At 75.5% G+C, this 17,614-nt stretch carries 18 protein-coding genes; 10 read left to right on the top strand and 8 right to left on the bottom strand.

The window, feature by feature from the left end; all coding sequences use genetic code 11:
• Positions 1-248 precede the first annotated feature (248 nt).
• Positions 249-461: a hypothetical protein gene (locus tag BJP25_RS02995; protein WP_075973218.1), complete on the top strand. Its 213-nt coding sequence runs from the start codon at positions 249-251 to the stop codon at positions 459-461.
• 1 nt (position 462) lies between these two features.
• Here the strand turns inward: BJP25_RS02995 and BJP25_RS02990 are convergent, their stop codons facing one another.
• Both BJP25_RS02990 and BJP25_RS02985 read right to left on the bottom strand, forming a co-directional pair.
• Positions 463-1,269 (bottom strand): endonuclease/exonuclease/phosphatase family protein, encoded by an 807-nt coding sequence (locus tag BJP25_RS02990; RefSeq protein ID WP_075973217.1) that lies wholly within the window; start codon positions 1,267-1,269, stop codon positions 463-465.
• Positions 1,270-1,310: 41 nt separating this feature from the next.
• Complete coding sequence (locus tag BJP25_RS02985) at positions 1,311-1,541, bottom strand: hypothetical protein (protein WP_075973216.1); 231 nt, start codon at positions 1,539-1,541, stop codon at positions 1,311-1,313.
• A gap of 129 nt (positions 1,542-1,670) precedes the next feature.
• Here BJP25_RS02985 and BJP25_RS02980 point away from each other — a divergent pair, with 129 nt between their 5' ends.
• Positions 1,671-2,312 carry a DUF6319 family protein gene (locus tag BJP25_RS02980; RefSeq protein ID WP_075973215.1) on the top strand — a complete coding sequence of 214 codons (642 nt, stop codon included), beginning with the start codon at positions 1,671-1,673 and terminating at the stop codon, positions 2,310-2,312.
• A gap of 134 nt (positions 2,313-2,446) precedes the next feature.
• On the opposite strand, the gene ligD is transcribed toward BJP25_RS02980, so the two are convergent.
• Entirely contained in the window at positions 2,447-3,493 is a 1,047-nt protein-coding gene (ligD, locus tag BJP25_RS02975) for a non-homologous end-joining DNA ligase (RefSeq protein WP_075973214.1), read from the bottom strand.
• Between the two features lie 132 nt (positions 3,494-3,625).
• On the opposite strand from ligD, the gene hisS reads away from it, so the two are divergent.
• From hisS to BJP25_RS02945, 6 genes are all read left to right on the top strand, one after another.
• Complete coding sequence (gene hisS / locus BJP25_RS02970; RefSeq protein ID WP_075973330.1) at positions 3,626-4,888, top strand: histidine--tRNA ligase; 1,263 nt, start codon at positions 3,626-3,628, stop codon at positions 4,886-4,888.
• A 41-nt stretch (positions 4,889-4,929) separates the two neighbouring features.
• Positions 4,930-5,271, top strand: a complete 342-nt coding sequence (locus BJP25_RS02965; RefSeq protein WP_075973213.1) for a hypothetical protein — start codon at positions 4,930-4,932, stop codon at positions 5,269-5,271.
• A 43-nt stretch (positions 5,272-5,314) separates the two neighbouring features.
• Positions 5,315-5,743: a peptide-methionine (R)-S-oxide reductase MsrB gene (msrB, locus tag BJP25_RS02960; protein ID WP_075973212.1), complete on the top strand. Its 429-nt coding sequence runs from the start codon at positions 5,315-5,317 to the stop codon at positions 5,741-5,743.
• Positions 5,744-6,027: 284 nt separating this feature from the next.
• A complete protein-coding gene (locus BJP25_RS02955; RefSeq protein WP_075973211.1) occupies positions 6,028-6,972 on the top strand; it encodes a TIGR04222 domain-containing membrane protein in 945 nt (314 codons plus the stop codon).
• Positions 6,973-7,007: 35 nt separating this feature from the next.
• Positions 7,008-7,811: a DUF692 domain-containing protein gene (locus BJP25_RS02950; RefSeq protein WP_075973329.1), complete on the top strand. Its 804-nt coding sequence runs from the start codon at positions 7,008-7,010 to the stop codon at positions 7,809-7,811.
• Positions 7,808-8,134: a hypothetical protein gene (locus BJP25_RS02945; RefSeq protein WP_075973210.1), complete on the top strand. Its 327-nt coding sequence runs from the start codon at positions 7,808-7,810 to the stop codon at positions 8,132-8,134. The genes BJP25_RS02950 and BJP25_RS02945 overlap by 4 nt, the downstream gene beginning before the upstream one ends.
• Before the next feature lie 4 nt (positions 8,135-8,138).
• Here the strand turns inward: BJP25_RS02945 and BJP25_RS02940 are convergent, their stop codons facing one another.
• Positions 8,139-8,852 carry a VOC family protein gene (locus BJP25_RS02940; RefSeq protein WP_075973209.1) on the bottom strand — a complete coding sequence of 238 codons (714 nt, stop codon included), beginning with the start codon at positions 8,850-8,852 and terminating at the stop codon, positions 8,139-8,141.
• Positions 8,853-9,097: 245 nt separating this feature from the next.
• Between BJP25_RS02940 and BJP25_RS02935 the strand changes: the two genes are divergently transcribed.
• Entirely contained in the window at positions 9,098-12,280 is a 3,183-nt protein-coding gene (locus BJP25_RS02935; RefSeq protein WP_075973208.1) for a S8 family serine peptidase, read from the top strand.
• A 49-nt stretch (positions 12,281-12,329) separates the two neighbouring features.
• On the opposite strand, the gene BJP25_RS02930 is transcribed toward BJP25_RS02935, so the two are convergent.
• Genes BJP25_RS02930 through hemE form a run of 4 tightly spaced genes read right to left on the bottom strand, consistent with a single transcriptional unit; the run spans position 12,330 to position 16,832 of the window.
• Complete coding sequence (locus tag BJP25_RS02930; RefSeq protein WP_075973207.1) at positions 12,330-13,595, bottom strand: CoA transferase; 1,266 nt, start codon at positions 13,593-13,595, stop codon at positions 12,330-12,332.
• The gene (hemQ, locus tag BJP25_RS02925; RefSeq protein WP_075973206.1) at positions 13,592-14,284 is read right to left on the bottom strand and encodes a hydrogen peroxide-dependent heme synthase; all 693 of its coding nucleotides are present in this window, start codon (positions 14,282-14,284) and stop codon (positions 13,592-13,594) included. The genes BJP25_RS02930 and hemQ overlap by 4 nt, the downstream gene beginning before the upstream one ends.
• A gap of 44 nt (positions 14,285-14,328) precedes the next feature.
• Entirely contained in the window at positions 14,329-15,747 is a 1,419-nt protein-coding gene (gene hemG / locus BJP25_RS02920) for a protoporphyrinogen oxidase (protein ID WP_075973205.1), read from the bottom strand.
• 5 nt (positions 15,748-15,752) lie between these two features.
• On the bottom strand, positions 15,753-16,832 hold the full coding sequence (hemE, locus tag BJP25_RS02915) for a uroporphyrinogen decarboxylase (RefSeq protein ID WP_198943332.1): 1,080 nt from the start codon (positions 16,830-16,832) through the stop codon (positions 15,753-15,755).
• A gap of 208 nt (positions 16,833-17,040) precedes the next feature.
• Between hemE and BJP25_RS02910 the strand changes: the two genes are divergently transcribed.
• Complete coding sequence (locus BJP25_RS02910; RefSeq protein WP_075973203.1) at positions 17,041-17,604, top strand: DUF3000 domain-containing protein; 564 nt, start codon at positions 17,041-17,043, stop codon at positions 17,602-17,604.
• The last annotated feature ends 10 nt before the right edge of the window (positions 17,605-17,614 follow it).

Below are 17,614 nucleotides of genomic sequence, written 5' to 3'. Positions count from 1 at the left end.
GCCAGACAAATCCCGCTTCTTTCCACGCTCTGCGCAGCAGAGCCCCACGCAGAACCACCCACCCGGCCACGCCCACAAGATCCCGCGTCTTCCCCACTCTGCGCAGCAGAGCCCACCGGGAATTTCCCCGCCCTCACCTGCGCTGGTCCGATCGGTGGATGGCCAAACCCGTGCGCGCGCTCCTCTGGAATCCGCGCCCGGCACGCCTACACTGCCTAGAGGCCAGCTGCCGGGAGGGAGGTTCCACCATGACGGACCCGTACCTGGTCCGCTACGTCGGCGGCCCCCTCGACGGTCGCGTCGACACGCTGCCCGAGCTGCTCGACGAGCCCCGCGAGACGGTCACCCACGTGCACCTGCACGGCGGTCCCAAGATCGTCCACCACTACGACCTCAGCTACGCCGTCGAGTACGGCTGCGAGTACCGCCTGCGCGAGCCCGCCGACGAGGGCTCGGTCTGAGTCAGCCCCGCGCCACCTCGACCAGGACCGGCCGGTGGTCGGACGCCAGGCTCGGCACCACCGCGGCCGAGCGCACCCGCAGCTCCCGGCTCACCCCCACGTGGTCGATCGCCGAGACGGGTGCCTGCGCCGGGTAGGTCGCCCCGGTCGGGGCGGCGGTGAGGACAGTCCACAGCGGTGCCAGCTCCGGCGCCGACGCCTCGGCGTTGAGGTCCCCGAGCAGCACCTTCGGCCCGCGCTCGCCCGCCAGGATGGCCTGCGTGTCGCGCGCCTGCGCGGCCCGGACGGCGGGGTCCGGCCGGTAGTCCAGGTGGGTCGAGTACACCCGCACGAGCCCGAGCGGGCTCAGCACGCCGACCTCGGCGAAGCCGGGCATGGGCGCGGGCGGCAGGGTGGGGTCCTGGGTGGACAGGCGGGTGATCTCGTGGTTCACCGCGTAGAGCACCGGCACCCTGCTCAGCACCGCGACCCCGTACTGGCGGCGGGGGTCGCCGGGCAGGTCGTAGATGGGGGCGAAGCACACCCGCAGGCCCGTGCGCCTGGCCAGCTCGCGGGCCTGGTCGGCGAACCCGCTGCGGGCCGCCCAGTGCACGTCGACCTCCTGCAGGCCCACCACGTCCGGCCGGGCGGCGCGGATGGTGGCCGCGACCCGGTCGAGGTCGAGCGCGCCGTCGGCGCCGATGCCGGTGTGGATGTTGAACGTCATCGCCCGCAGGACGGGCCCGCGGTCGGGGTGGCGATCCGGGTCGGCGGTGGCCGCCGGGGTGGTGCCGACGAGCACGAGCAGGGCGATGAGCAGCGCGCGCACGGCAGCCTCCCCGGGGTCCGGTAGGGCAAGCCTGCGCCCGCTCAGTCCGCGGGCACAACCACCGAGCCGGAAATGATGAGCGAACACAGGGAGCAGCGCCGGTCGGCACTGGCGTAGTCCTCGCTGTTCTCCGCCCCCGCGAGGTCGGGCGGGGCGGCGTGGGTGCACGACGCCCGGTAGTGCCGGTGCACCAACCGCGCCCCTGGCAGGACGGGGAAGGCGTGCAGCACCCCGTCGTAGCAGGAGCGCCACCACAGGTAGCGGGCGCTCATCCCCGGGAAGCTAGGCGCCGGGGGCGAACCGGGCGAACGGGACCACGCCAACGGGTGTCGCCCGGTGGCGGGAACTGTCGGTGGGTGGCGGCAGACTGTTGGTGATCACGTGGTCGGTGGGAGGAAGACATGGGCAAGGGGTTGTCGGCGGAGGACGTGGCGGCGCTGCGGGAGGCGGTGGCGGCGCGCAAGCCCGCGCCGGTGTGGTTCACCGGTGCCGCGGTCGGCGTGGACGAGGGCGCGGCGGGCAAGGTCATCGCCTTCGACGACGCGGCGGAGGGCGACTTCATCCAGGTCAAGCCCGCGGGCTCGCGGGACGCCATGTCCTTCTCCCCGGCCGAGCTGACCACCGAGAAGCCCGCCGCGCCACCGGCCCCGCGCAGGCCCGCACCGGCCCCGTTCCAGGCCCCGCCGGTCGAGGACGTCACGGATGTCGTCGTCGGCATCGAGGGCGGGGAGCCGGAGCCCCGCCGCAGGCGCTCGGCGCCGGCCAAGAAGCAGCAGCAGCACGCCGTGGAGATCACCGTCACCCTGCACGCCACCCCGGACGGCGAGTGGTCGGTCGACGTGCTGGTCGGCAAGAAGCGCACCGTCCGCTGGGCCCCGGTGGCCGCGGGCGAGGTCGGCAGGCTCGCCAAGCACCTGCCCGCCGAGGTCGGGGAGGCGATCTCCGTGGCCCTCGACGCCGCGAAGGACCGCCAGACCCGCCGCGTCGCGGAGCTCAAGGCGGAGCTGGAGGCCGCCCAGCGCGCCCTCCGCGACCTGGGCTGACCCTCCGCACCCCTGACCGTCACGGCAGCAGGCCGAGGGTCGACGCCGCGCGGAACCCGGGCACGACCCGAGGAACCCCTGCCGCCCACCACGCCCATCGCCGGCCGTGCGGCCAAGCCGGGGACGATGAAGATCTAGTCCGGTCGCGCCTTGGAGGGTTGGACGCGCTTGGGCTCGCCCGCCATCTTCGGGTACTCCGGCGGGTACGGGAGGTCGCCCGCGCCCTGCTCGGCGGACAGCTCCAGCAGCGGCTCCAGGCTGAACGCCTCCTGGGCGACCCGGGCGTGCAGGTCACCGACGCGGGCGAAGCGCTCGGGCACGGTGCGGATGGTGAAGTCCTCCGGGCGGGCGAAGTCCAGCTCGTCCCAGTCGAGCGGGGTGGAGACCAGCGCCCGGGGCGTGGGGCGGATCGAGTAGGCGGAGGCGATGGTGCGGTCGCGGGCCATCTGGTTGTAGTCGATGAAGATCCGCGCGCCGCGCTCCTCCTTCCACCAGCTCGTCGTCACCCGGTCGGGCAGGCGCCGCTCCAGCTCGCGGCCGAAGGCGATGACCGCCCGCCGGGCCTCGACGAAGTCCCAGCGCGGTTCGACCGGCACGTACAGGTGCAGGCCGCGGCCGCCGGAGGTCTTGGGGAACCCCGCCATGCCCAGCTCCGCCAGCAGCGCGCGCGCCTCGTGCGCGACCGCCACCGCGTCGGAGAAGTCCGTGCCCGGCTGCGGGTCGAGGTCGATGCGCAGCTGGTCGGGGTGGTCGGGGTGGTCGCGGCGCACCGGCCAGGGGTGGAAGGTGAGCGTGCCGAGGTTGGCCGCCCACACCACCACCGCCAGCTCGGTGGGGCACACCTCGTCGGCGGGCCTGCCGCTGGGGAAGGTGATGCGGGCGGTCTCGACGTAGTCGGGGGCGCCCTTGGGGACGCGCTTCTGGTAGAAGGCGTCGCCGCTGTGGTCCTGGCGGGTGGACAGCTTCGCGCCCTCGACCACCCCGCCCGGCCAGCGCTCCAGGGTCGTGGGCCGGTCGCGCAGGGCGCCAAGGACGCCATCGCCCACGGCCAGGAAGTAGTCCACGACCTGCCGCTTGGTGATGCCCAGCTCGGGGAAGTACGGCTTGTCCGGGCTCGACACCCGGACCGCGCGCGGGCCGTGCGGGCCGTCCACCTCGACCTCGACCGCTGGAGTCGCCATGGCCGCAATGTACGGGGGCGGGCCGACAGCCGCGCGGGAAACGCCCTGGCAGCGCTCGGTAGCCTGGTCGGGGGCCGCGCCCGGCCCCGCGAGCACCCCGACGACCCGACCTGAGGACCGCTTCCGGTGAAGATGGACAACAGCCCCGCCCGGGGCACCCGTGACCTGCTGCCCGCGACCGTGGCCGTGCGCGACCACGTGCTGGCCACCATCACGGCGGTCTACCACCGGTACGGCTACCAGCGGATCGAGACCCCCGCGCTGGAGGACATCCAGCGGCTGTCCGGCGGCCAGGGCGGGGAGAACGAGAAGCTGATCTACCGGGTGCTGCGCCGCGGCCTCGACGAGGTCGTCCCGGCGGGCACCGACCTCAAGGACCTGGTCGACCTGGGCCTGCGCTACGACCTCACGGTGCCGCTGACCCGGTTCTACGGCAACAACCAGGCGAGCCTGCCGACCCCGTTCCGCTCGTTCCAGTTCGGGCCGGTGTGGCGGGCCGAGCGGCCGCAGAAGGGCCGCTACCGCCAGTTCAACCAGTGCGACATCGACCTCATCGGCGAGGAGTCGGTGCTCGCGGAGGTCGAGCTGATCGAGGCCACCACCGAGGCGCTGGCCGCCGTGGGGCTGGCGGGCACGACCGTGCGGGTCTCCGACCGCCGGTTCCTGGCCGCGCTCGCGGGCGCCGCCGGGCTGCCGGAGGAGGCGTGGACCGGGCTGTTCATCACCCTCGACAAGCTGGACAAGGTCGGCTGGGACGGGGTGCGCGCGGAGCTGGCCGGGCGGGGCGTGGACGGCGCCCGCGTGGACGGCCTGCAGGCCACGATCACCGGCCTGCGCGGGGTGGACCCGGCCAAGCTGGGCGACACCCTGGCCGACACCGTGCCCGGCCTGGCCGACGAGGTGGTGGCCGACCTGGCGCAGACGGCCGACGCGCTGGCCGCGCTGGCGGGCACCCGCGAGGTGTCCTGGGAGTTCGACCCGACCCTGGTGCGCGGCATGGGCTACTACACCGGGCAGATCTTCGAGGTGGCGCACCCGGCCACCAGCAGCTCCATCGCGGGCGGCGGCCGCTACGACCAGCTGATCGGCCGCTCGCTGGGCAAGGACGTGCCCGCGTGCGGGTTCTCCATCGGCTTCGAGCGGATCGTCGACCTCATCGACACCGCGCCCACCGGTGCCCGCGTCGCGGTCCTGTTCGAGGCCGACGTCCCCCTCACCCGGGTGACGGCGGTCGCCAGGGAGCTGCGCGCCGACGGGACTTCGGTCTCACCGGTGCGCAGGCGGGGGAAGTTCGGCGCCCAGCTCGGCAGGCTCACCGAGTGGGGCTTCACCGCGTTCGCGCACCTCAAGGCCGACACCGAAGGTCTGCCGGAGCGCAGGCCGCTGGCGGGTTGAGGGGGCCGACAGCCCCGCTGCGGCGTATTACCCTCGACGGCATGGTCTCGACAGGCTCGGCAGGCACCACCGGTCCGCAGGACGACCGGTCGCCCGGCGACGACCGCGACCCCGGTCGGTTCCACGACGACCTGGTGGGCCTGGACCCCGACGACCCGGACGCGCGCGCGTTCGCCGAGCACCTCGACCGCGTCGAGCGGGTGCGCCCGGGGTACACCGTGGAGGGCTACCTGGGCGGGGTGCGCGACTTCGCCGAGGGCGCGAACCGGCTCGGCGGGCACCACCGGGTCACCGCGGGAATCCTGGTGGCCCTGATCCTGTTGGGAGTGTTGGTCGCCGCGTGGGACGCCCTGCTGTTCGTGCTGGGCGTGCTGTTCGGGTAGGCGACCACCGAGGCTTGAGGAGGAGAGGGTCACCGTGGCCGGTATGAAGCCCGTCGTCGGCGCCACCCCGCGGGTGGTCAAGTCGGAGCAGGAGTGGCGCGCGCAGCTGGACCCGAAGGAGTTCGCCGTGCTCCGCCAGGCGGGCACCGAGCCCGCGTTCACCGGGGAGTACACCGACACCAAGACCGAGGGCGTGTACGAGTGCCGGGCCTGCGGCGCCGAGCTGTTCCGCAGCGACGCCAAGTTCGAGTCGCACTGCGGGTGGCCGTCGTTCTTCTCGCCGCTGGCCGGGGAGAGCGTGGTGCTGCGCGAGGACCGCTCGTACGGCATGGTCCGCACGGAGGTGCTGTGCGCGAGCTGCCACAGCCACCTCGGGCACGTCTTCGAGGGTGAGGGCTACCCCACTCCGACGGACCAGAGGTACTGCATCAACTCGGTCAGCCTGCGGCTGGTGCCGGAGGGCGCCCAGTAGTCAGGCGATGACCAGCAGGAGGCCGCGTGGACCCCGGGTCCGCGCGGCCTCCGCGCGTCCGGGCCCGGAAAACCCGCTTGACCTGCGGATCGCCCCCGATCAGCCAAGGCGAGGCGGGCTAGCCTAATTCTTCCCCCCAGGGGCCTTAAATCTAGCTCAAGCCCGCTTGTGCCCCGGCTCACAGCGGGCTGAGCATGGGTCTCCTCAGCGGAGGGGTTCCGGTGAGGGGCAAGGGGATCCGGGTCCGCGAGCGGCGGCACCGGTGCCCGGAACGGGGGAGCACCATGGGAGACACGTGGGGGATCACCGGACCTGACTTCCTGCGCCTGTACGCGGTCGGCCTGGCCGCGGCGGTGCTGTGCTGGGTCGCGCTGCGGCTGGTGGCGCGGTCGGGCACCTACCGCAGCCAGGCGGGTGCGCACCCGCACGCCCTGCTCACGCAGGACGAGCTGGCCTACCTGGTCGGGGGGCCGCGGCGGGTGGCGGAGACGGCGCTGGCGCGGGCGCTGGGTGCCGGGGTGGTGCGGCCGAGCCGGTCGGGCAAGGTCCAGTGGGTCGAGGGCACCCACGCCGCGGGCGCGGTGGAGGCGGAGCTGGTGGCCGACGTCCGCAAGTTCCGGCACCGCACCGTCTCCGCGGTGGTCGACGTGGTGAGCCGGGGTCCCGCGGTGCGGCGCGTGGCCGCGGACCTGGCGCGCAAGGGGTTGCTCGTCGACCGGCGGTGGTGGAACGGGCCGGGGGCGGCGCTGCCGTTCGCGGTGCTGTTCGTGGTCGGCGTGGTGCGGGTGGTGGCGGGGGCGGTCGGCGGCAAGCCCGTGGGCTGGCTGCTGCTGCTCCTGGTGGTGACCCTGGTCGTCGGCGTCGTGCTCGCCACGCGCCGCCGTCCGGTGGTGACCCACGCGGGGAACAGGGTCGTCGCCGAGGCCAGGTCCGCCTGGGCCGCGGCGGGCTGGGGGGCGGGCGCGGCTCGGTTCGGCGGGGTGGCCGGACCGGTGGTGTTCGCGGGCCTGGTGGCCTACCCGGACGCCGAGGTCAGCTCCGCGCTGGAGCTGGAGCGGATCGCCGCGGCGGCCGGGGCGGGGGCGGGTGCCGGGTCGGGGACGACGTCGTGGTCGCCGTACTACACCTCGTCCTGCTCCTCGGCGTCGTCCTGTTCGTCGGCGTCCTCCGGGTGCGGCAGCGGTGGAGGGAGCAGCTGCGGCGGCGGGGGCGGCGGGTGCGGCGGCTGAGCGGCCGTTCCCCGCGCGGGGGCACAATGGGCGGCATGGGAGAGCACCTCGGGGTGGGCATCGGCTGGCGGTCGGAGATCGACCTGACCGTGGAGCGGTTGCCCGGGGTGGACTTCGTGGAGGTCGTCGCGGAGAACCTGCACCGCGACCACCTGCCGAGGTCCCTGGAGGTCCTGCGCGAGCGCGGGGTCCCGGTGCTCCCCCATGCCGTCTCCCTGTCGCTGGGCGGCGCCGACCCGGTGGACCGCGACCGGGTGGAGCACCTGGCGGCGGTGGCGCGGTTGCTGGACGCGCCGCTGGTGAGCGACCACGTGTGCTTCGTGCGCGCGGGCGGGCTGGACTCCGGGCACCTGATGCCGGTGCCGCGCACCCGCGAGGCGCTGGACGTGCTGGTGGACAACGTGAAGGACGCGCAGTCCTGCTTGGACACCCCGCTGGCGCTGGAGAACATCGCGGCCCTGGTGCGCTGGCCGGGCGCGGAGCTGACCGAGGCGCAGTTCCTCACCGAGCTGACCGAGCGCACCGGCTGCCTGCTGCTGATCGACGTGGCGAACATGTGGGCCAACGCCCGCAACCTCGGCGAGGACCCGGGTGCGCTGCTCGACGGCCTGCCCCTGGAGCGCGTGGCGTACGTGCACGTCGCGGGCGGGGTGGTGCGCGAGGGCGTCTACCACGACACGCACGCCCACCCCGTCCCGCCGGAGGTGCTGGACCTGCTGGGCGAGCTGTGCGCGCGGGTGTCGCCGCCGGGGGTGCTGCTGGAGCGCGACGACCGCTACCCCTCGGACGCGGACCTGGCGGCGGAGCTGGCGGCGATCCGCGCGGTGGTCGAGGCGTGAGCACGCCCCGCGAGCGGTTGGCCGCCCAGCAGTCGGAGTTCCTGCGCGCCGTGCTGGCCGACGGCCCGGTGCCCGAAGGGTTCGACGCGGCAGCGCTGCGCGTGGAGGCGGGGGCGTTGGTGGCCAAGCGGGGCCGGGTCGTGGCGATGATCGACCCGGAGACGGCGGAGCGCTGCGGGGACGACTTCCCCGCGCTGTTCGCCGAGTACGCCCGCGGCAACCCCCGCCGCGAGGGCTCGCGCGCCCGCGAGGACGCCGCCGCCTTCGCCGCGTGGGTCGAGGCGCGCAGGCCCGCGCGCAGGCGTTGGTGGCGCCGCCGGTAGGTCGTCAGGGGCCGGGCGGCACCTCGCGCAGCCGGAACACCGCGCCCTGGTCGTCGACGACCTCGCCCGCGGCGCGGACCTGACCGCCGCGCCGGACCACCTCGGCCAGCGCACCCCGCAGGTCGGCCACGCCGAAGGTGGTGGTCCAGCCGCCCTCGCCGGGGCCGATGGCCGCCACCGGCGGTTCGCCGACGTCGAGTGAGACCAGGTCGTCGCCGCTGCCGTCGTCCTGGTAGGTGAAGCCGAACGCCTCGGTGTAGAAGCCCTTGGCGCACACCGGGTCGGGCGTGCGGTGCTCGCTCCACACCACCGCGCCGGGTTCGCCCGCCACCTCGAAACCGGTGTGGGCGCCGGACTGCCACAGCGCGAAGACGGCGCCGGTGGGGTCGGCGGCGAGCGCGGTGGAGCCGAGGTCCCAGACGGTGGTGGGCGGCACGAGCAGGGTGCCGCCCGCGTGCTCGACCCGGGCGGCGTCGAGCTTGGCGTCCACCGCGGACAGGTGGGTGCACCACCCGGCGGGCGCGTCGGGGTCCTGGCGGGGCCACAGCCCGGCGACCCGGTGCGCGCCGAGGTGCGCGGTGGCGTGGCCGCCGACGCCGGTCGGCTCGACCCGCCAGCCGAGCACGGCGGCGTAGAAGGCGGCGGCCCGGTCGACGTCGGTGCCCAGGGTGACCCAGCAGGGCGCGCCGACCGGCCAGGGACCGCGGCGGGTGACCATCGTGGCGACCTCCCGGGGACGTGCTCGTCCTCCGCACGGTAATCCGCCCGGCTCGGCGCGTCCGGCCGCTGTGCACCGATCAGGCGAACGACCCCCGTCCCACGTTGCCCCGATCGGCCTATTGCCGACTATTCACTCAGTGCATAGTTTGATGATCACGGGGGACGCGACGTCGGGGGGAACGATTTTCATCCGGTGATCCGGCCTCCTCCTGCACACCACACACCACGACCGGAGGAGTTCGCGTGCGTCCACGCACGATCACAGCGGCCGCCACCGCGGCTGCGCTCGCCCTCGCAGGGCTGCCCGCGGCGGCGGCAACGACCACCGCCGCGGCGGCACCCGCCGAACCCGGCCGCACCGTCACCCTCGTGACCGGGGACCGGGTCGCGCTCGACGGCCGCGGGCGCCCCGCGGTGCACCCCGCGCCGGGCCGCGAGGACATCGGAACGCGGGTCTACACCCGCGCGGGCCACGTCCACGTCGTCCCGATCGACGCCCAGCCGCTGCTGGCCTCGGGCGCGCTCGACGAGCGGCTGTTCGACGTCACCGGCCTGCTCGACCAGGGCTACGACGACAGCAGGGGGGACCTGCCGCTCATCGCCACCGGACCGGCCGCCCGCGCCCAGGTCGCGGGGGTGCGCACCACCCGCGACCTGCCCGCGGCGGGCGCCCGCGCGCTCAGCGCCGACAAGTCCGCGCTGGCGGGCTCGTGGCGCGCGCTGGCGACCGGCGGCAAGCTCTGGCTCGACGGCAAGCGCCGGATGAGCCTGGACCGCAGCGCCGCGCAGATCGGCGCCCCCGAGGCCTGGCAGGCGGGGCTCACCGGCGCGGGCGTCACCGTCGCCGTGCTGGACACCGGTGTCGACGAGACGCACCCGGACCTGGCGGGCCAGCAGGTCGGGGAGCAGAACTTCACCGCGTCGGCCGACGCGGTGGACCGGGTGGGCCACGGCACGCACGTCGCCTCAACCATCGCGGGCACCAGCGCGAAGTACCGGGGCATCGCCCACGGCGCGAAGCTGCTCGACGGCAAGGTGCTCGACGACAACGGGTCCGGGCAGGACTCCTGGATCGTCGCGGGCATGGAGTGGGCGGTCCAGCAGGGCGCCGACATCATCAACCTGAGCCTGGGCGGGTTCGACACCCCCGAGGTCGACCCGCTGGAGGAGGCGGTCAACCGGCTCTCGGCCGAGACGGGCGCGCTGTTCGTCATCGCCGCGGGCAACAGCGGCGCGCCGCGCACCATCGGCTCCCCCGGCAGCGCCGACGCCGCGCTCACCGTGGGGTCGGTCGGCCGCGACGACTCCCTGTCGGAGTTCTCCAGCCGCGGCCCGCGCGCGGGCGACGGGGCGGTCAAGCCGGACATCACCGCCCCCGGCGAGGACATCGTGGCGGCCAAGGCCGCCCAGGGCCAGATCGGCGAGCCCGCCGAGGACGGCTACGTCGCCCTGTCCGGCACCTCGATGGCCACCCCGCACGTCGCGGGCAGTGCGGCGCTGCTCAAGCAGGAGCACCCGGACTGGACCGGCGCCCAGCTCAAGGCAGCGCTGATTGCCTCGGCCAAACCCACCCCCGGCCTGTCCGCGGTGGAGCAGGGCGCGGGCCGCGTCGACGTGCCGCACGCCATGGCGCAGACCACCACCACCGAGCCCGCGACCGTCAGCATGGGCATGGCGGTGTGGCCGCACGACGACGACCCGGTGCTGACGAAGCAGGTCGCCTACCGCAACGCGGGCACCGAGCCGATCACCCTCGACCTGGCGGTGGAGGTCGCCGGGCCGGACGGCGCCCCAGCAGCGCCGGGCATGATCACCGTCGCCCCGAGCACCGTCACCGTCCCCGCGGGCGGCACGGCGGAGGTCGAGCTGACCGCCGACACCGCGCGCGGCTCGGTCGACGGGGTGTTCAGCGGCGCGCTCATCGCCACCGGCGGCGGGCAGACCGCCCGGACCGCGATCGGCGTCGAGCGCGAGGTGGAGAGCTACACCCTCACCGAGACCCTGATCGGCACCGACGGCGAGCCCACCACCGACGCGTCGGTGTCGGTGAACTCGCTGTCCGGCCCGGGCTTCGCCTACGCGGCGCCGGATGCCGATGGGAGGGTCTCGATGCGCCTGCCCAAGGGCGAGTACGCCATCGACCACTTCTTCGAGCACGAGGACGACAGCGCGGAATGGGTGCCCGCGCCCACCTACGCGGTGAACGGCGACAGCGAGCTGACCATCGATGCCCGCACCGCCAAGCCGGTGAGCGCCACCCTCGACGTCGCTGACGCGACGCTCAACCTGGCCGTCATCAGCTACGCGTCGACGACGGCGAGCTACGGCCCCGGCGGATTCGCCTCCGCGTTCCTGCTGACCGGGTTCGGGAAGACGCGCACAGCCGTCGTGGCGGGGACCACCCCGGCGGGCAAGGTGAACTCCAGCGTCGAAGCGTCCTACACCAGCCCCACCAGCGGCTCCTACAGCCTGTTCTACCCGATGCCCGGCGCCTTCCCGGTCGGCTTCGACAAGCGGCAGGCCGCCGCGGGGCTGGGCACGATCAACACCACCGTCGCCGCGGTCCCGCAGGGCGCCACCCTGCGCCACGCGCTGGTGGCGGCCGTGCCCGACGGCCCGGCCTCGATCGTCTCCGCCGCCTTCCAGCCCACTTCGGCGCGCGTGGTCAGCCACGTCACCACCGAGGGCGGCGTCCAGTGGACCGTGCACACCGGCTACGAGGGTCCTCGGGCGGACGACTTCACCAGCCCGCCGCTGGCGGTCGCCGCGGGCGGGACCATCGAGCGCCGGGCGAACGTGCCGGTGTTCAGCCCCAGCGTGCGCGGTTCGGCGCGCATCGGCCTCGGGTTCCTGCGCCGGGGCGACGAGCTGTCGACCGTGGCCGCCATGGGCAGCGACAGCGCGGGCAACGCCGGGCGCGGCGGCTACACCGGCACCACGCGCGTGCGCTTCGGCGATGAGCAGGTGGCCGTGGTGCCGGAGGTGGGCTACAGCCGCGCGGAGGTGGGCGACCGGTCGGGCACCTTCACCGTGACCACCACCGGCGACCGCGACCCGGCGTACGGCCTGTCCACCCACGTCGAGTCGAGCTGGACGTTCGAGTCGGCCCCCGGGGAGCAGGACGTGCGGGTGTCGTCGATCCGGTTCACCCCGGCGGTGGACGACGCCGGTGCCGCGCGGCGCGGGGCGTTCGCGGTGCCGCTGTCGCTGGAGACCGAGACCGGCGAGCGCATCGCACCGCGGCGGGTGTCGGTGGAGGTGTCCTACGACGAGGGCGCGACCTGGGCGCAGGCACCGGTGCGCGACGGCGCTGTCCGGCTGAAGCACCCCGCGCACGCGCGGTCGGTGTCGCTGCGCGCTTCCGCGCAGGACCCGCGCGGGCCGTCGACGACCCTCACGGTGCTCCGCCTCTACACCCTGAAGTGATCGGCTGAGACGCGGCGGCCGGGGGCAGGTGCTCCCGGCCGCTCGCCGGTCACAGCCAGTTCGGCGCGTCCGCCCCCGGCTTGCGCGGCCCGGACTCCCAGCGCGGCGGCGACCCGGGCAACCGGCCGGGTGGCCGCACGTGCGTGACGCGCCCGAAGTCACTGTCCATCTCGGACAGGTACGGCGCCGCGGACGACTCCCGCGCCACGGCGTCCGTGCGCCCCAGGTCGCTCAGCCACCACGCGGTGCGGGCGAGCGACACCTTGACGTGCCACGTGCCCCCCTCGGCGGCCCGCCACGCCAACGCGCGCATCACACCCAGCGCGGCCAACCACCCGGTGCCGTGGTCGAGCGCCTGCGCGGGCAACGGTCGCGGTGTGTCCACACCGGACTCCGCAGCGATCCCGGACGCCATCTGCACCAGGCTGTCGAAGCCGCGCCGGTCGCGCCACGGCCCGGTGTGCCCGTAGGCGTCCAAGCTCACCAGCACGCTGCCCGGCGGCAGGTCGCGCTCACCGAAACCCTTGGCCGCCAACGACCCGGGGCGGTAGGACTGCACGAGCACGTCCCCCTCCGCCAGCAGCGCGCGCAGGGTCGCCCGCTCCTCCTCCGCGCGCAGGTCCAGGAAGGTCGAGCGCTTGCCGAACCCGGTGTCCACCACCAGCGGCGCCACCACGGGCAGGTGCGCGGCGCCCACGTGCAGCACGTCGGCCCCGTGCGCGGACAGCACCCGCCCGCAGACCGGGCCCGCGATCACGTGCGTCAGGTCCAGCACCCGGACCCCCGCCAGCGGGCGGTCGGCCCGGGGCAGCGGCCGGGCGGGCGCGTCCCCGACCTTCTCCACCGCCACCAGCGGTTCCGCCGCGACGGCCCGGCCCTGCGGGTGGGCGCGCCACCGCTCCGGGGGGCGCAGCGCGGCGGCGGCACCGCCCTCGGCCAGCACGGCGGCCTCCACGTCGTCCGCGCGCAGGCGCAGCACCCGCTCGACGACGTCCGCGCGCTCCTGGCCACCCACGGCCCGGCGGACGGCGTCGGCGTGGTGCGGGTAGTTGCAGTGCAGGCGCACCCAGCCGTCGGCGGTGCGGTAGTCACCGGACAGCGGCGCCCAGACCTCCCCCGGCGAGCGGCCGTCCACCAGCAGGTGCCGCTCGCTGCGGAAGGACTCCTCGGCGTGGCGGGCGTCCACCGACACCGGGCCCGCCGGGAGGCCGCGGGCCTCCAGCAGGCGGGCGGCGGCCCCGGTCGCGGCGGACACGCACGCCACCGCGGCCTCGGTGACCCGGAACGGGCCCGGGAGCGCCCGCCCGCCGGTCACGGCAGGTTCGCCACCAGCTCGGCGGGCGGCACCCGGGTGCCGGTGTAGAACGGGATCTCCTCGCGCACGTGCAGCCGGGCCTCGGTGCCGCGCAGGTGGCGCATCAGGTCGACGATGCGGTGCAGCTCGTCGGCCTCGAACGCCAGGATCCACTCGTAGTCGCCCAGGGCGAACGAGGCGACGGTGTTGGCCCGCACGTCCGGGTAGTCCCTGGCCTCCTTGCCGTGGTCGGCGAGCATCTTGCGGCGCTCGTCGTCGGGCAGCAGGTACCACTCGTAGGAGCGCACGAACGGGTACACGCAGATGTACTTGCGCGCCTCCTCCCCCGCGAGGAAGGCCGGGACGTGGCTGCGGTTGAACTCCGCGGGCCGGTGCAGCGCGACCTGGCTCCACACCGGGGTCGACGCCCGGCCCAGCGCGGTGCGGCGGAACCCGGTGTAGGCGGCCTGCACCTGCTCGACGGCCTCGGCGTGCCACCAGATCATGTAGTCGGCGTCGGCGCGCAGCCCGGCCACGTCGTACACCCCGCGCACCACGACCCCCTTGCCCTCCAGGGCGTCGAGGTACTCGGCGGTCTCGGCGGCGGCGGTCCCCCGGTCCTCGGGCAGCGTGCCCTGGTTGACCTTGAAGACCGACCACATGGTGTAGCGGATGGTGTCGTTGAGCTCCGCGTAGTTCAGGCGCGCCATGCCCCCATCGTCCCACCCCGGCGGGCCGGGGCGCCCCCGGGTGGTCAGCGGCGCAGGTGTTCCGCGACACGCCGGGCGGCGGCCTCGCCGGTGGCCACGCAGGCGGGCACGCCGACGCCGTGCAGGGTCGCCCCGGCCACGGCCAGGCCCGGTTCGGCGGCCACGGCGCGCTCCACGGCGTCGACCAGGTCGCCGTGCCCGGCCCCGTACTGCGGCAGGCCCCCGCCCCAGCGGGTCACCACCGCCTCGACGGGGGGCGCGGTGACCCCGGTCAGCTCCACCAGGTCGGCGCGGACCAGCCGGACCAGCTCGTCGTCGTCGGCGCGCAGCGCGCCGGGCTCGCCGAAGCGGCCCACCGACCCGCGGATCACCACGAGGTCGTCGGGGGTCCGCAGGTGCGGCCACTTGCTCGCGGAGAAGGTGAACGCCTTGGCCGCGAACGGCGACCCGTCGAGCTTGCGCTCCCCCCTGGCCAGCAGGACCCCGGAGGTGCCCGGCAGCTCGGTGCCCGCGGGCAGGGCGAGGGCCACCACGGCCATCGACGCGACTTCCACCCGGCCGTAGGCCGCGGCGGCCACGGGGACGACGTCCGCCAGCAGCTTGCGGGCGGCGGGCGCGGGCACGGCCAGCACGACGGCGTCCACGTCCAGCACCGGGTCGTCGGGGGCGTGCGCGGCGGCGGCGGACCCGAGGGTGAGCCGCCAGCCCTCGGCGGTGCGGGCCAGCTCGCGCACGGGCACGCTCAGCCGCAGGCGCGCCGCGGCGGACCGCACCAGGGCGTCGACCAGCGCGCCGTAGCCGGAGGCGAGCGCGCCGAACACCGGTTGACCGGTGGGCTTGGGCGCGTGGGCGGCCGCGGCCGCGGTCAGCGAGGGGGCGCCGTCGTCGAGGGCCTTGGCCACCGCGGGCAGGGTGGCGCGCAGGCCCAGGCTGTCGACCCCGCCCGCGTAGACCCCGCCGAGCAGCGGGTCCACCAGCCGGTCGGGCAGCTCGGCGCCGAACCGCTCGCGCAGCAGCGGGCCGAGCACGGCGTCACCGTCCCAGGCCACCGGCGGCAGGTCCGGCTCGGCGGCCACCCGCCGGGCGCCGTCCTCGCTGAGCACCTCGGCCACCGCGTCGGCGCTGGTCGGCAGCCCCATCACGGTGCCGCCGGGGATGAGCCGGGTGACCCCGTCCGCGCGCACGGTCGAGCGGGCGGCGGAGGGGTGGCGCACCTCGTCGGCGAGCCCCAGCTCGGCCAGCAGCGCCCCGACCTCGGGCCTGCGGGCCAGGTACGCCTCGGCGCCCACGTCGACCCGGGTGCCCGCCAGCTCCGCGGTGCGCAGCTTGCCGCCCACCCGGTCGGACTGCTCCACGACGGTGATCGCGGCGCCCGGGCCGAGCAGGGCGCGCAGCCGGTGCGCGGCGACGAGCCCGGAGATGCCCGCGCCGACGACGGCGACGCGCGCCGGGGTGGCGCCCACGGCGGTCAGCGCCCGGGGGTCAGCGAGTGCAGGTGCTCGACGAGCCGGGTGAGCACGTCCGGGTCGGTCTCGGGCAGCACGCCGTGGCCCAGGTTGAACACGTGCCCGGCGGCGGCGCGGCCCTCGTCGACGATGCGGGTGGCCTCCCGGCGCACCACGTCGTCGCCCGCGAACAGCGTCGCCGGGTCCAGGTTGCCCTGCACCACGACCCCGCCGCGGTCGGTCTCGGCCTCGATCCGGCGCACGGCCTCGTCCAGCGGAGTGCGCCAGTCGACGCCCACCACGTCCGCGCCCGCCTCGCGCATGGCGCCGAGCAGCGCGCCGGTGCCGACGCCGAAGTGGGTGCGCGGCACGCCCGCCCCGGCCAGCCCGCCCAGCACCTTGGCCGAGTGCGGCAGGACGAACTCGCGGTAGTCGCGCGGGGACAGCGCCCCGGCCCAGGAGTCGAACAGCTGCACGGCGTCGACCCCGGCCGCGACCTGGGCGCGCAGGAACTCCAGCGCGACGTCCGCGAGCCGGTCGAGCAGCGCGTGCCAGGTGGTCGGGTCGCCGTACATGAGCGCCTTGGTGCGCTCGTGGTTGCGGCTGGGCCCGCCCTCGACCAGGTAGGAGGCCAGGGTGAAGGGGGCGCCCGCGAACCCGATCAGCGGGGTCTCGCCCAGCGCGGCCACGAGCAGGCGCACCGCCTCGGCGACGGGCTCGACCTGCTCGGCCGACAGCGCGGGCAGGGCGGCGACGTCGGCGGCGGTGCGCACCGGCTCGGCCACGACCGGGCCGGTCCCGGCGACGATGTCGAGGTCGACCCCGGCGGCCACCAGCGGCACCACGATGTCGCTGAACAGGATCGCCGCGTCGACGCCGTGCCTGCGCACCGGCTGCAGGGTGATCTCGCGGACCATCTCCGGGTCGAAGCAGGCCTTCAGCATGGGGGTGCCCGCGCGCAGCGCGCGGTACTCCGGCAGCGAGCGCCCGGCCTGGCGCATGAACCACACGGGGACCCGGCTCGGCACCCCGCCCCGCGCGGCGACCAGGAAGGGTGCGTCAGCGAGATCCCGGCGGGCGGCGGGGGGCGCCGGGTGAGTCAGCTCAGTCATGGCCCCGCCGATTCTTCCACGCTGCGCCCCGGGCCCACCGGACAGGGCAGGCCGATGTGGCCGTTCACCTGGGCCGCCCCGCACCGGGGCGACCCGGCCCACCCCCACCCGGAACCCACTGACAGTGGCCGAATCGTGTCCCCTGCCCTCGGCGCGCCCTCCCCGCTCACCAGCTCGGGTGGTCCTACAGTGACTAGTCGTGACTGGGACGTCGACCGCGCCTGAGCTGTTCCTCCAGGCCGTCGCGGCGCTGCGGTCGGTGCGGCCGCGGGCGGAGCTGGCGCTGGCGGAGGTCCGGCCGCCGCAGCGGCTCGCCCCGTTCGCCTTCGCCCTCACCGCCGAGGTCTCCGGCCCGGCGGACGTGCACGCCACCGGCAGGCTGATCCTGCTGCACGACCCGGAGGGCCAGGAGGTCTGGCAGGGCGACCTGCGGGTGGTGGCCTACGTGCGGGCCGAGCTGGACACCGAGCTGGCCGACGACCCGCTGCTGCCCTCGGTGGGCTGGTCGTGGCTGACCGACGCGCTGGCCGCCACCGGGGCCGAGTTCACGGCGCTGGGCGGGACGGTGACCGACACCTCCTCCGCCCGCTTCGGTGACATCGCCGGGCCCGCCCGCACCGACGACCTGGAGCTGCGGGCGTCCTGGACACCGCTGAGCGCGGCCCTGGCGCCGCACGGCGAGGCGTTCTGCGAGCTGATGGGCAGCGTCGTGGGGTTGCCCCCGGTCGGGGTGTCGCTGTTCAGCCACCGCAAGGGCGGCTGACCGGCGCGGT

The sequence above is a fragment of the Actinokineospora bangkokensis genome (assembly GCF_001940455.1).
In the GTDB taxonomy this organism is placed as follows: Bacteria; Actinomycetota; Actinomycetes; order Mycobacteriales; family Pseudonocardiaceae; genus Actinokineospora; species Actinokineospora bangkokensis.
Note: the sequence above shows the minus strand (reverse complement) of the source record. Positions and strands in the feature narration are given on the sequence as shown.